Origin of the sequence: Paenibacillus sp. FSL M7-0896 (assembly GCF_037975415.1) — a bacterium.
Lineage (GTDB): Bacteria > Bacillota > Bacilli > Paenibacillales > Paenibacillaceae > Paenibacillus_AQ > Paenibacillus_AQ silagei.
The window spans coordinates 2,457,591-2,472,628 of record NZ_CP150250.1; the positions used below are offsets into that span (position 1 = coordinate 2,457,591).

A 15,038-nucleotide genomic window follows, 5' to 3' on the forward strand; every position below is an offset into this window, starting at 1 on the left:
TGCACTCTTTATAATGTGGTTGCAACCTTATTATAGAACTGTTGGAGGGATCGCGCTATGTTTCGTGAAGAGAATGGCAGACTAATCAGAGAATATGACCATGAGAGAGTCTGGATAGAGCCTTGGGGAGAGCATTCGCTGCGTATCCGGGCTTCGTATGCGGAGATTACCGATGAGCAGTGGGCACTTCTGCCTGCTGTGCAGACGCTGAGTCATATATCAATTACCCCAGAACGTGCGACGATTGTGAACGGGAATATCCGGGCGGAAATAACAGATAAGGGACAGATCTTCTTCTACAACCAGCATGGCAAGCTGCTTCTTAACGAGACGGAGGATACCTATCAGTTAAAATACGGGGGCAGAGAGCTAAGCGCCATCCCCGGCAGCAGTGACTTCTCCGTGAAGCTCCGGCTGGAGGCGGACCCGCTAGAGAAGCTGTATGGCATGGGGCAGTATCAGCAATCTTTCCTGAACCTGAAGGGCTGCTCGCTGGAGCTGACCCACCGCAACAGCCAGATTAGCATTCCGTTCGTGCTGTCCAGCGCCGGTTACGGGTTCCTGTGGCATAATCCGGCGATCGGACAGGCGCATTTCAGCCTGAATGTGACCGAATGGACAGCCCCGTCCACCAAGCAGCTGGATTATTGGATCACCGCCGGTGACTCGCCTGCCGAGATCGAGGAGGCATATGCCAAGGCTACGGGAACCGTGCCGATGATGCCGGAGTATGGCATGGGGTTCTGGCAATGCAAGCTCCGCTACCGTACGCAGGAGGAATTGCTGGAGGTGGCAAGGGAGCATAAACGGCGGGGGCTGCCGATTGACGTCATCGTTATTGATTTCTTCCATTGGACGAATCAGGGCGATTGGCGGTTCGACCCGGAATATTGGCCTGATCCTGAGGCGATGGTGCAGGAGCTGCAGGAGCTGGGCATTGAGCTGATGGTCTCGGTCTGGCCGACGGTCCAGACGGAGAGTGAGAATTATAAGGAGATGCTGGAAAAAGGGTACCTGTTGCGCTCGGACCGCGGGGTGCGGACACAATTCCAGTTCCTCGGCCAGAATGCGATCTTCGATGCGACGAATCCCGAGGCCCGCAAATTCCTGTGGGGACTGATTAAGCAGAATTATTATGACAAAGGGATCAAGGTCTTCTGGCTCGATGAGGCAGAGCCGGAGCTGACGGTCTATGACCATGATATCTACCGTTATCATATCGGCTCCAGCAAGCAGATCGGCAATATCTATCCGATGAAATACAGCCAGACCTTCTATGACGGCATGGCGGCTGAAGGCCAGGAGAATATCATCAATCTGGTCCGTACCGCCTGGGCGGGCAGCCAGCGCTACGGGGCGCTTGTATGGTCTGGAGACATTCATTCCAGCTTCAAGGTGCTCAGCATTCAGGTGCGGGCCGGACTGAATATGGCCATGGCCGGGATTCCATGGTGGACCACCGACATCGGAGGCTTCCACGGCGGTAATCCGGCAGACGCCTCCTTCCGGGAGCTGATGGTCCGCTGGTTCCAGTATGGCGCGTTCTCTCCGGTATTCAGGCTGCACGGGGACCGTTCACCTTTTGTTCAGCCTACCGGAACGCGGGGCGGGGGCGTATGCGGAAGCGGCTCGGATAATGAAGTGTGGAGCTACGGGGATGAGGCGTATGTCATCTTCAAGGAGTTCATGCAGATGCGGGAGCGGCTGAAGCCGTATATCCGCGGGCTGATGCAGGCGGCACATGAGAAGGGCACGCCGCCTATGCGTCCATTGTTCTATGATTTCCCTCAGGACCCGGCGGCCTGGGATATCGAAGACCAGTATATGTTCGGTCCTGATCTGCTGGTCGCCCCGGTGCTGGGCGAGGGTGAACGGGCGCGTAAGGTGTACCTGCCGTCCGGCTCAGAGTGGACTCATGTCTATACCGGCACTGCCTATGCTGGCGGACAGGCTATTATGGTCGATGCGCCGCTTACGCAGATTCCGCTGTTTGTGCGGGACGGTGCCGTGCTGCCGCTGCTTGGCGGGGCGGAGGAGTAAGGCGGAAAATATAAGGCAAGAAGAGTAGGGCCATTGATTAAGGCTATACTCACTCTGCCTTGCTCACAACTGTACAAGCTAAGTAGAGCAGCGATTCTCCTGATAATGGAGGGTCGCTGCTCTGCTATGTGGGCCGAATGTATGCGGAAAACCGAACACATTGGGCAGCGCGAGTGCGTGTGGGCCAAATGTATGCGAAAAACCGAATACAATGGGCGGCGTGGGGCGTGAGAGCGGAATGTAATCGAAAAACCGAACACATTGGGCGTGGGCGAAGGTAGATAGCGAAAAGTAAAGCATTATTGGGGGGTATACAAGCTAGAAACAGCCTTGGCAAGGGTTTTGCCATGCCTCTAACTAGGATTAGTTGGAAATTATCCACGTGTTAAGGAACGGAGGAGCGCTAGCCAGAGAGCAGATGGAAAAACAGCACTTAATCTGAAGCGGAACATTCAAAGTGGAGGGAATCCTTGAATTTAAATGACGTTTATCCAACTATTTCCTTCAGATGCTGCGAATGATCACAATTAAGATACTTTTTTCCAACTATATAGATTGAACTAAAAACTTAAGTTAAGGGAAAAGTGGCGGAGGGGAATTTTGGAACTGGAGGAGCGGTAGCGACCGCCTTTGTATTTGGATTTCTACCGCTAAGAGCGGTTTTATTCAGGAAATTCAAATACAACAGCGGCCGGAAGTCCAAAACTTCTCTGGAGTCACGGTAATCCCAAAACATAAAACCATTAGTTCAATTTAAGCGGTTGCTTGGAAGCCAGACGCTCCCGGTAGGCGCGGGGGGAGAAGCCGGTCAGTTGGCGGAACTGGCGGCAGAAATGCTCGACATTGGCGTAGCCGCAGAGGGCGGCGATCTCGGCGATTTTATGCTGGCCGAAGCCCAGCTTCTCCTTGGCCAGCCGAATCCGGCATTGGATGACATCCTCCATGCAGGAGATGCCGAAGGCGGATTTGTAGATGGTCTGGAGGTAGCCGGTGCTGATGTGCAGATACCCGGCCATCGAGGATACAGTCCAAGGGTGGCCCGGATTGCTGTATAGCGTCTTGCGCAGCTCCAGCAGATTATAATACTGCGGCGTCAGCTTGTCCTGGGACGCTTCGGACAGCTTGTTGAACAAGAGACGGAACAGGTAGTCAATGGACAGCTCCCGGTAATCGTTCTGGAACGAGTTCTCCAGCGTCAGCAGCTGGAACAGCTGATGGCAATACCCGGGATCGGGCAGGGAGAACGGGCTGCCCAGCGGCAGGACGCTTTCGGTGATATACGATTCATCCGCATCGAAACGCACCCAGTCGTTGACATACCTCCGGGAGCAGGCGCGGTAATAGATGTTGCGCCCTGGAGGATACAAAGCGACAGAGTGAGCGGGAAATTCCTTCAATTCACCATCCACTTCAAACACCGCCGGGGTCTGGGTCAGGACAAGAAGCCAGGCGTCCAGTCCTTCGGGGATACTGTAGACGAAATTGGCCGGATGTGCGGCATCGTATTCCACGTAATGAATTGTGGGCATGGGCTTCTCCTTTCTGCGGATAGATCAATTAATGGTCAGTAAATATCATTGTTAGAATTTCGGTGAATCTCTATAATTTATAGTGGATATAAGAGTGAATTCTAAGGTTAACCGAACAGTGCGTGATTATTATTATTAGTAATTATCAATATGAAGGAAGGTTATGAATTCATGATACCACAACAAAACGAAGATCGGAAAGATATCCTTTGCTATACAAGACTGCCGCAGGAGGATATCGTGTATGCATCGAAGCTGGCTTATAGTATGCACCTGGCTTACAAGACCGACGGGAGCCAGTATCAGGCATTGAATCATAACTCGGGTGTCCTGTTCGCCAAGGCGACGGAGAATGAGGACGGGACGCTCCGGGCCAAAAGCCTGAAGCAGCCGTATCTCTTCTACCTGGCAGACGGGAATTTCGGCGTCCTCGCCGTGCGCACTGAGGCTGACGGGGAAGCAGATGAACAAAGCAAGGGCAAGGTATTGCTGTTCTCCTCTCCCGATCTGCTGCAATACAGCGAGATTGGACTGCTGGAGCTTAAGGCAGACACTCATGTAAGCGATGTCTCCTGTACCTACGACCCGGAGCGGAACGGTTACCTGATCCAATGGATAGACGGGCAGGGTCAGGGCTACGAGAATTTCACTGCCGACATCATGAGCCTTACGAATGTCTCAGCACCGGTGGAGGCGGAGCCGTTCACGCTGGAAGCAGTGCAGATTGATATCGAAGGAATCCAGCCGCGTAATAGGATCGCTGTCTCCCCTGAGATAGCCCGCAGACTCTTCTGTAAGCTTACGGTACCGGAGAACATTGCTGTCGTAGTACCGGACCGTGTGAATGCGGCATCGGTGGAGGATGTGAAGGGGGTCCGGGCAACGGCCCTATATAGTGATGGAACGCAGGCTGCCAAAAAAGTCCATTGGAACACGGATGCCATCAACTGGGACAAGGCCGGAACCTATAGCATCTCCGGGAAGATCCATCAGGATCACTTTCCATTCCCGGTTGCACTTAACCGTGCAGACCCTTGCATTGCAGAGTGGAGGGGGAAATATTATTTCATTGCGACTAATGATGCGGATAAGGAACATACGTTGTATATGAGAGAAGCCGATACGATTCCCGGGCTGGTGACTGCCGAGGAAGCCCTGATCCTCGATTCCTCCACGTATGAAGAGATTGGCGGCCTGCTGTGGGCACCGGAACTCCATATCATTGAAGACGAGCTGTATATTTTCCATGCCGCAACGCCAGGGGAATTCTTCCACGAAGAGTCGCATGTGATGAAGCTGAGCCCCGGCGGAAATCCCATGAATGCTGCGGACTGGTCCAGGCCCCGCCGGGTAGTGAAGAAGGACGGCAGCTATCTGTGCGAAGCAGGCAAGACGATCTCTCTGGATATGACGGTCATCCGCTGGAATGGTAAGCTCTATGCGGCATGGTCGGAGCGCCAATTCCTGCCGGTGGATTTTGGAGCCTGGGTCTATATCGCCACGATTGACCCGCAGGAGCCGTGGAGGCTGACGAGTGATCCGGTGCTGTTGACCCGGCCCGATTACGGCTGGGCCAATAACCATACGTTCGTGGATGAAGGTCCGTTCGCTCTGTACACTGATGAGAAGCTGTACGTGACTTTTGCCAGTGCAGCGGTGGATGCTACTTATGTGGTCGGTCTGCTCACCGCAGACAAGGGGGCGGATTTGCTGGATATTAAGAGCTGGACTAAGGGCAATTATCCGCTGCTGACCTCCAGAAGCGTGCCGGGAGAATACGGGCCGGGTCATAATTCCTATGTGACGGACGAGGACGGGGTCATCTGGAACGCCTACCACGCCAGACCGGGAATCGAGGGACCGCGCAGCTCCGGCCTGCGCCGTGTGCATTTTGACATTGATGGTGCTCCAGTTCTGGATCTTACCGAGGAGAAGGACCTGAATCCGGGCCTGAAGCAGGTATCCATGGAAGTCATCGTAGGCTAGACTACGGGCCCGCCTAACTCTATAATATTCCTTATCATCGGGGAATCCTTGACCGTTTACTTAGGCCGGGGATTCCCTTTGTTTCACGATCTTACCGGAGGAGTGGATGCTGAAGTGTACGGGATCATTATTGTCGATGATGAGCTGTTTGTCCGCAAGGGCCTGATCGGAATGATTGACTGGGAGGGCAGCGGATTCCGGATAGTGGATGAGGCGGACAACGGGGAAGATGCGCTGGAGCTGATCCGGGCCAAGCGGCCGCAGCTCGTAATCACCGATATCCGCATGCCGGTCCTGGATGGCATCGGGCTGATTGAGGCTGTGACCGCGGAGCAGCTTGGAACGGAATTTATCATTATCAGCGGATATAACGATTTCCGGTATGCCCAGCAGGCGGTCCGGTATGGCGTGCTGGACTATGTGTTGAAGCCGATTAATGAGCACGAAATTGTGAAAGCGCTTCATAAGTTCCGCGATTTATTCACTGCGCGCAAGCAGCTCCAGGACCGGCTGAGCATTCATGAGGGAGTGAAGCGGGTGGAGGCGCTGATCCGGGGGGAAGCGGCGGATCAAGTGCTTGACGCCTGGGAGCAGCAGTGGATAGAGGCGGGGTCCCGCCAGTTCACCTATGTGCTGCTGGAGGTGAACAATGTGTTCCCCTGGAGCGGGCAGTCCATGCCCGGGAAGGCGGAGCTGAAGGATGCGATCCGGCAGGCGGTGCAGCAGTTCACAGCAGAGACGCCTATAATCTATGAGCACCGGAGGTTCTTCGGCTTCATTGTGCCGGAACATTATCTGGCGAACCATGAAGGGGAGCTGCGCAGCTTCCTGGAGCATTGTCTGAGCAAGCTCTATCAGCGTTATCCCTTGCAGGTTCAAGCGTATGCGGGCAGGCCGGTGAGCACGCTTCAGGAGCTGAAGCATTCGTATACCTCGGCCAAGCAGACTGTGGAGTACAAATATGTCCGGCCTGCCCAGCCGATTCTGCTGTCCTCTGATATTGCCGGTCTGTCCCTGAACTACATCCATACCAGTAGTAGGGTGTTTCAGGCGCTGATTGAAGCGATTGAGGAGGGTAAGCACACGGAGATCATGGGCGGGATCGGTAAGCTGTTCGCAGAATTTCAGGAGAAGCTGGTCTCCCGGGAAGCGATGAAGGCCGTAGCCATTCAATGCGTCCATAGTGTGCTGCATACTATACGGAGCATGGAGGGGGATGAGAAGCAGCTGGCGAGCCTTGTCCCGATGATGAACTGGCCGGATCATAACATCACCCTTGCGGAGCTGAGGTCCTTGTTCGAAGCCTTTGCGCTGGAAGCGGCGGAGCGGATTCAAGAGCTGTACCAGAGCTACGGCAGCAGCGGGCTGTACCGGATCAAGTGCTATGTGGACCGGAACTTCCATGAGAACCTGAACCTCAAGCAGATCGCAGGCCAGTTCTTTATGAACTCAGCCTATCTTGGCCAGGTGTTCAAGAAGAATTACGGCATGTACTTCAATGACTATCTGCTCCAGCTGCGTATCACCGAGGCCAAGAAGCTGCTGCGGCAGACCGATCTGCGGATCTATGAAATCGCCGAGCAGGTCGGATTCAAGAATGCCGATTATTTCGTCACCCAGTTCGAGAAGCTGGAGCAGAGAACGCCTACAGAATATAGAAACCGGACGGGCAACCGTTAATGCCAGGAGGGGGCGCTGCATGAAGCTGCTGAATAATATCCGGCTCAGGAATAAAATGTTCCTCGTCTATTTCCTCGGGGTCATCGCTCCGATTATTCTCACGAATGTGATCTTCTACAACACGATTACCGGAAATGTGAAGGCGCAGCGGATCAAGGACATCGATCTGGCGGTGGAACAGATTAAGAATGAGTTCCGGCTGATGGTGGATCAGGCCGTGGGCTTGTCCTCTTTTTTCTATGCGGATTACAAGACCAATGAGGTGCTGGACCGTAACTTCACACAGACCGAAGACTATGTCGAGGCTTACGACCTCTATCTCAGGTCCACCCTGAACAACTATTCCCCGTTCTCTTCCTCGCTGCAAAACAAGACCATCTATGTGGATAACCCCACGCTGCTGAATTCTGGGAATATCGGGATTCTGTCTGCGGAGGTCCGGGAGAGTGTCTGGTATAAAGAGTGGATGCAGGAGGCCTCTTCCCAGCCGATGTTCGTCCGCACCCAGGATGCAGGCGGCCGGTTCCAGTCGTTCTCGCTGCTGCGGCGGATGGATTATTTCGCGGACCGCATGGTCAAGGAGAAGCTGGTGAAGATTGATTTTAAGACGATTGATCTGATGGAGGTCTTCGCCAATCTGAACGTGCAGGGGGATGTGTATCTGCTGGGGCCGGAGGGCCGGATTGAATATACGACGAACCGGGCCATAGACTGGCAGGGGAAGGACCGGCAGCGGTATGCCTCCCTGAAGCAGGAGCAACTCATTGATTTCGAGAAGGAATACGGCAGTATCAGCTATCTGTCCGGCTGGCGGATTGTCGGCACAGTGAATGAGAAGGAGATCATCAAGGAGGTGCTGAAATCCCGTTATTTCATCCTCTGGTCGGCCTGCCTGATGATGATTGTCCCCACCGTTATTATTCTGATCATTACCCGTTCGATCAACCTCCGGATTATTGAGATCCTGAAGCATATGAAAAAGGTGAAGACGCAGCAGTTCCAGATGATCATGCACGGGGAATCGCGCGATGAGATCGGCCAGCTGACCCTGGAGTTCAACAGTATGATTATGCAGATTAAGGCTCTGATTAACGATGTGTATCTTACAGAGATTCAGAAGAAGTCGCTGGAGCTGGAGCGGCGGAAGGCGCAGCTGAATGCTCTGCAGAGCCAGATTAACCCGCACTTCCTGTTCAATGCGCTGGAGACGATTCGGATGCGGAGCCTGCTGAAGCAGGAGAACGAGACGGCCAAAATCATCCAGAGCATGGCGATGATCCTGCGCAGCTCGCTGACCTGGAATAAGGAGTGGGTGAGCGTGGAGGAGGAGCTGGGCTTCATTCTTTGTTTTCTGGATATCCAGAAATACCGGTTCGAGGATAAGCTGAGCTATCATATCGATGTGCAGCCTGAGGCCTACGCCTGCGTTGTCCCCAAAATGGTGTTCCTGCCCTTCGTGGAGAACGCCAGTATTCATGGCATCGAGCCGCTCAAAAAAGGCGGAAGCATTAAGATCCGCATCAGCGTGGAGGGGGATGAGGTGGTCTTTCAAGTGGCGGACAACGGGATTGGCATGAGCAGTGAGCAGGTTGACACTCTGTACGGATACCTCGACATGGAAGGAATTATCGGCGAGCGTATCGGAATACAGAATGTTATCTACAGAGTAACGATGCTGTATGGCAGGCGCGCAATCTTCCAGGTGGACAGCAGACCGGGGGAAGGGACACAGATTGAGCTGAGAATTCCAGTTAATCCATAGTTTTCAAAGGAGAAGCCATAATTTCACGGGTAACGGAAGAATGAAAACGCTTTTATACTAAAGAAGCACTAAACCATGAATATACAAGGGGGAGTACAGGCAATGGGTAAAAGCAAGAGAATATGGCTTCTCGCTCTGACGGCAGTCGTCTCATTATCCGTGGTGACGGCTTGCTCGGGGCCTAATAATGCCAAGAAGAATACGGGGACGACGGAGCCGACAAGCGCTGCCGCTACCACAGAGACCGAACCCAAGCAGGATAAGGTAACATTCAAAATCTTCAACGGGGTGGCCGGCTCGAAGGACGGAAATACCAATGAGACGACCATCGGCAAGCTGCTGGAGGATCAGACCGGTGTCAATTTCAAGCTGGAATTCGTGGTGGGTGACCTCAATACTAAGATCGGAACCATGATTGCCGCCAACGATTACCCGGATGTGCTGATTCCCGATGCCGCTATAGAGGAAGTGCTGAATGCCGGTGCATTCATCCCGCTCGACGAGCTGATTGAGAAGTACGGGCCGAACATCCAGCGTGTCTACGGCAAATCGCTGAATCAGATGCGCTCCAAGGACGGTAAAATCTATTTCCTGCCGATTGCCGCCCAGGTGAACGATTTCATTCCTGAGCCGGAAGCCGGTGCGGGGTTCTGGGTTCAGCGCCGTGTGCTGGAGGAAGCGGGTTATCCGAAGATCAAGACGCTGGATCAATATATAGAGCTGATTAAGAATTACCGCGACAAGCATAAGGATGAGAATCTGACGGGGATGGTCTCTCTTACGCATGACTGGAGATTCTTCGCCACCTCCAACCCGCCGATGCATCTGATGGGCTATCCGAATGACGGTAACGTTACAGTGGATACGAACACCTGGGAAGCCAAGACCTATGCCGGTGCCGAGTCCACCAAAAAGTGGCTGAAGGCGCTGAATGACCTCAATGCTGCCGGTCTGTTCGATAAAGCCTCCTTCGTCGATAACTATGACCAGTACATTGCCAAATTAACCTCCCACAAGGTGCTCGGCTTCTTCGACTACCGCTGGCAGGTGGATAATGCGCTGAATGTGCTGAAGGACGCCGCCCGTAAAGATCCTTCCCTGGACGGCTTCAAGTATTTCCCGCTGCCGGTAACCTTCGAGGAAGGCACGCCGGATGCTTATCTTGATCCGCCTGGGGGTCTGGTAACAAACCGTGGAATCGGGATTACCGTCAGTGCCAAAGACCCGGTCCGCATCATCCAGTTCTTCGACAACATGCTGACCGAAGAGAACCAGACCCTGATGTCCTGGGGAATCAAGGGCGAGACGTATGAAGTGAATGAACAGGGCCGCTACTACCGTACGCAGGAGCAGATCGACAAGATTGACGAGCCGTTCAGAGAGAGCTTCGGCTTCAAGTACTTCAGCTGGAACTGGCCGATGTATAATGCCACTTCTACTCTGGCTGACGGAAATGCCAAGAATGTTGCCAGCCAGCCGGAGGTCTTTCAGATGACGCTGACCGACAAGGATAAGGCGATCTTAGAAAAATACGGCGTACAGACCTACAGCCAGCTGTTCGCTGAACCGGTTCCGCGTCCATACTTCCCGGCGTGGGGCTTCGCGAAGGAGCAGAATTCCCCGGAACAGCTCTGGGAAGCCAGCAAGGATGAAATGACGAAGAAATATTTCCCAAAGCTGGTGCTGACGACTCCCGATAAGTTCGAAGCAGTCTGGGAGGAATACATGAAGGAATTCGGCAAGCTCGATACTGCGGGTTATGAGAAATGGACCACTGAGCAAGTCAAAGCGAAGGTCGAACTGGCGAACCAATAGCCGCCGGAATCGGCGGGAAAGACCAGGGCTGTACCGAGATGCTGGTCTTTCCTGCTTGCCGCTTAGACACCCCGGTGCGCTGAAGGAGAGAGATACGGATGGATAAAAATACGGTACCCGCGTTATCCCGGCCGGCGGCGGATAAGGAGCCGGGCCGGATGAGGCTGTTCTTCAAAAAGCTGGGCCAGCAGCGGGCCTTGGCAGTGATGTCAGTCCCTTTTCTAATCTGGCTGTTTGTATTCAAATACTTGCCGCTGTGGGGCTGGAGCATTGCCTTCCAGGATTATAAGCCGGCCAGGAAGTTCATGGAGCAGACCTGGATTGGCTTCGAGCATTTCAAATTTCTGTTCGGGGATGACCGCTTCCTCCGGGTGCTCCGCAATACGTTGGCGATGAGCTCGATTAACCTGTTCTTCGGCTTCGTCACCGCGATCACCCTTGCGTTGCTGCTTAATGAAATACGCAATATTGCTTTCAAGCGTGTAGTGCAGACTGTCAGTTATTTGCCGCATTTTATCTCCTGGGTCGTGGCGGCGAGCATCATTCAGACGACGCTGTCCCCGGATGGTACGATTAACCAGCTGCTGGTGGGTCTGGGCTTCCTTGACCGCGGCAATGAAATCCTGTTCCTGGGTATCCCGGAATACTTCTGGACCATCTTCGGAGCCAGCTCTGTCTGGAAGGATATCGGCTGGAACACCATCGTCTACCTGGCCGCTATGACGACGATTGATCCCACACAGTATGAAGCAGCGGAGATCGACGGCGCGAACCGGTTCAAGAAAATGATCTATGTCACGCTTCCGGGCATCAAGTCTGTTGTGATTGTCCTGTTCATTATGAATATCGGCTATCTGCTGGAATCGGGATTCGAGCCGCAGTACCTGCTGGGCAACGGCATGAATGTGGATTATTCCGAGAACATTGATATATTCGTACTGAAATACGGAATTGCCCAGAGTAATTTCTCCCTGTCCATCGCAGCGGGAATGTTCAAGACGGTCGTCAGCTTCATCCTGTTGTTCATGGCGAATAATGCGGCGAAGCGCATGGGCGAAGCCAGACTGTATTAATAAAGGAGGCGCAGGCATGGAAACCGCAGCTGTCCATAAGAAAAAACGCAAGCCCCCCATAAGCTCTTCCACCGGCGACCGCTTGTTTGTCATTTGTAACTACTGCTTCATGATCGCACTAATGATTGTTACCCTGTATCCGTTCGTGAATGTCCTTGCAGTGTCGCTTAACAACGCGCAAGACTCTATCAAAGGCGGGATCTACCTGCTGCCGAGAGAATGGACGCTTGCGAATTACAGTTATATTCTGAGAGAGGCCACGATTTTTCATGCGACCTTCATCTCAGTGCTGCGCACCGTGATCGGAACGGTCGTCACTGTCTTCTGCTCGGCCATGCTGGCCTACACGCTTAGCAGACAGGATTATGTGCTGCGCAAATTCATCACCGTAGCTTTTATCATGACGATGTACTTCAACGGCGGCCTGATTCCCAATTACCTGCTGATACGGGATATGGGACTGGTCGGCAGCTTCTGGGTCTACATTCTTCCGGGGATCATCGGGGTGTTCAACCTGATTATTATCCGTTCCTTCATTGAAAATCTGCCGGAGAGCATTATTGAATCGGCCAAGATTGACGGGGCGGGGGATTACCGGACCTTCTTCAGCCTCATCCTGCCGCTAACAGTGCCTGTCCTTGCCACGGTGGCGCTGTTCTCAGGGGTGTTCCAGTGGAATTCGTGGTTTGATGTGTTCCTCTACAATTCCTCGGATGAGAAGCTGAGTACCCTGCAATATGAGCTGCAGAAAATTCTGCAGAACTCCAATACCACCACCGGCACCTCATCGCTCGACGGGATGATTCAGGGGGCAACGGGAGGCCAGCAGAATGCGGTCACTCCGATGTCCGTGCGGGCAACGATGACGATAGTAGCGTCCGTGCCGATTATTATGGTGTATCCGTTCCTGCAGAAGTATTTTGTCAAAGGCATGATGGTCGGCGGGGTCAAAGGTTAGGTTGTCTAATTGTATACATGGTTATAGCAAAATAAAGTATTTTCATTTAAAATGTCCATATGACATACAAGAAAGAGGAGGATGCTCATATGGAATATCATGTTGCATTGCGAGGGAGCGATCAGGCTTCCGGTACAGCGCAGTGGCCCTTTCGCTCCATCTCCCGCGCTGCGGCGCTGGCGGAGCCTGGAGATACGGTTACCGTTCAGGCGGGTACATACAGGGAATGGGTGAGCCCGGCTAACGGAGGAACAGAGGAACAGCGGATTGTCTATCAGGCTGCCGGGGATGGGGAGGTCATCATCACAGGTGCTGAGCCCGTGGCAGACTGGCAGGATGAAGGGGATGGTGTCTGGAGTACAGAGGTGCCGAACAGCCTGTTTGCTGTGCGCAATCCTTTTGCGGAGAAATTGTATGGCGACTGGCTGTTCGAAGGGGCGTTTGAACCGCATCTGGGGGAGGTCTACCTGGACGGCAAATCGTTGTATGAATGTGACAGCGTTACCAAGCTGCGCGATCCTCAGGTATGGCCGCAGGCCAAGTACCCGGCGGACTCTCTGCTCCAGTGGTATGCAGAAGTAGGCGCGGCTTCCACCAGGATCTGGGCGAGCTTCGGGGGCAAGGACCCGCGCCGGGAGAATGTGGAGATCAGCGTTCGCCCTTATTGCTTCTGGCCGGAGCAGACTGGACGGGGTTATATAACCGTCAAGGGCTTCACGCTCCGCCAGGCTTCTCCCCAATGGGCACCGCCGACGGCGTTGCAGGAAGGGCTGATCGGCCCCCACTGGAGCAAAGGCTGGATCATTGAGGACAACCACATCTGCGAGTCCAAATGCACAGGGGTGAGCCTGGGCAAAGAAATCTCAACCGGGCATAACGAGTGGTCAAATGGCCGGATGAAGGGCGGGACGCAGCGGGAGCAGGAGGTTATTTTTCGCGCACTCCGCCAGGATTGGCATAAGGACAACATTGGAAGTCATATCGTCCGCAATAATGTAATTCATGATTGTGAGCAGGCCGGAGTTGTCGGCCATTTGGGCGGGGCCTTCAGCCAGATTGTCCAGAACCGTATTTATAATATTCATCATAAACGGATTTTCCACGGGGCAGAGGTAGGCGGAATCAAGCTCCATGCTTCACTGGATACCCAGATTTGCGAAAATGTCATCTACAGCTCCTACCGGGCGTTATGGCTGGACTGGCAGGCACAGGGCACCCGGATCAGCCGGAATGTGTTCTACGACAACCTGTCCGAGGATTTCTTCATGGAGGTGTGCCACGGTCCTTATATGGTGGATCACAACCTGTTCCTGTCGCCGATGAACTTCCGCAATATGGCCCAGGGCGGCGCGTTCGTCCATAACCTGTTCGCCGGAAGATTCGTGGTGCGCCCCGAGCTTACCCGATATACACCGTACCATATGCCGCATGAGACAGCGGTTGCGGGCTACAGCAATATCGCGGGCGGGGATGACCGCTATTATAACAATATCTTCCTGCGTGATGAGGATACGGGCAATGAGGTAGTGCCGATGACCTTCTTCGAGCATCTGCCGCTTACCCCGAGAGAGCAGCTTAATGATAACGGTGAACGGGTGATGGACGGTATCCCTGATAATTCCCGCTGTTATCTGCATCCAGTTGGACTGGGCGGCTATGACGAGCACCCGAATGCGCTGCATAAGCAGTGGTGGGAATTGACCAAGGAAGAGATCAAGGCGATGATCGATTCCGGCAAGCCGTTCCATCCTGAACAGATGGCCCTTCCTGTAGCCATTCAAGGTAATCTGTATCTGAAAGATGCGGTGCCGGGTGCGCATGAGCCGAACGCGAAGGTCTATGCCGACAAGGGTCTTGAGATCGAGGTTGATCCGGCTTCCGGCAAGGTGCAGGTGCATATTGTGAACCCTGAGCTGCTGCGTGCTGCCGCGCCGACCGTGGTCACCACGAATCTGCTGGGCCGAAGCTATCACGCTGAGATGCGTTACGAGGAGCCGGACGGCTCGGCGTACCGGTTCGACCGCGACTTCTTCGGTAAGCAGCGCCCGGACTCGAATGTGACACCTGGACCGTTTGAATTATCCGATAATAGTCCGGTGAAGATTGTGCTGTAAGTTAGAATAGTTGAAAGCCTGTCCGTGAGGACAGGCTTTTGTGTTCCTTTAGAAAGGTAGGCGATAAACCGAACACTATCG

At 53.7% G+C, this 15,038-nt stretch carries 9 protein-coding genes; 8 read left to right on the top strand and 1 reads right to left on the bottom strand.

Annotated elements, in window-relative coordinates; all coding sequences use genetic code 11:
• The first annotated feature begins 57 nt into the window (after positions 1-57).
• Positions 58-2,040, top strand: a complete 1,983-nt coding sequence (locus MKY12_RS10280; protein ID WP_339313669.1) for a glycoside hydrolase family 31 protein — start codon at positions 58-60, stop codon at positions 2,038-2,040.
• Between the two features lie 743 nt (positions 2,041-2,783).
• Here the strand turns inward: MKY12_RS10280 and MKY12_RS10285 are convergent.
• Positions 2,784-3,569 (bottom strand): AraC family transcriptional regulator, encoded by a 786-nt coding sequence (locus MKY12_RS10285; RefSeq protein WP_339313670.1) that lies wholly within the window; start codon positions 3,567-3,569, stop codon positions 2,784-2,786.
• A 171-nt stretch (positions 3,570-3,740) separates the two neighbouring features.
• On the opposite strand from MKY12_RS10285, the gene MKY12_RS10290 reads away from it, so the two are divergent.
• The 7 genes from MKY12_RS10290 to MKY12_RS10320 all read left to right on the top strand — a co-directional run bounded on the left by MKY12_RS10290 (position 3,741) and on the right by MKY12_RS10320 (position 14,957).
• Positions 3,741-5,555, top strand: coding sequence for a family 43 glycosylhydrolase (locus MKY12_RS10290; RefSeq protein WP_339313671.1), 1,815 nt, complete (start codon positions 3,741-3,743; stop codon positions 5,553-5,555).
• A 78-nt stretch (positions 5,556-5,633) separates the two neighbouring features.
• Complete coding sequence (locus MKY12_RS10295; RefSeq protein WP_339313672.1) at positions 5,634-7,235, top strand: response regulator; 1,602 nt, start codon at positions 5,634-5,636, stop codon at positions 7,233-7,235.
• 19 nt (positions 7,236-7,254) lie between these two features.
• Positions 7,255-8,997, top strand: a complete 1,743-nt coding sequence (locus MKY12_RS10300) for a histidine kinase (protein WP_339313673.1) — start codon at positions 7,255-7,257, stop codon at positions 8,995-8,997.
• Positions 8,998-9,099: 102 nt separating this feature from the next.
• Entirely contained in the window at positions 9,100-10,812 is a 1,713-nt protein-coding gene (locus MKY12_RS10305) for an ABC transporter substrate-binding protein (RefSeq protein ID WP_209875808.1), read from the top strand.
• A 158-nt stretch (positions 10,813-10,970) separates the two neighbouring features.
• Entirely contained in the window at positions 10,971-11,885 is a 915-nt protein-coding gene (locus MKY12_RS10310; protein ID WP_339314847.1) for an ABC transporter permease subunit, read from the top strand.
• Positions 11,886-11,901: 16 nt separating this feature from the next.
• Complete coding sequence (locus MKY12_RS10315) at positions 11,902-12,843, top strand: carbohydrate ABC transporter permease (protein ID WP_339313675.1); 942 nt, start codon at positions 11,902-11,904, stop codon at positions 12,841-12,843.
• Between the two features lie 89 nt (positions 12,844-12,932).
• Positions 12,933-14,957, top strand: a complete 2,025-nt coding sequence (locus MKY12_RS10320) for a right-handed parallel beta-helix repeat-containing protein (RefSeq protein WP_339313677.1) — start codon at positions 12,933-12,935, stop codon at positions 14,955-14,957.
• Positions 14,958-15,038: the final 81 nt, after the last annotated feature.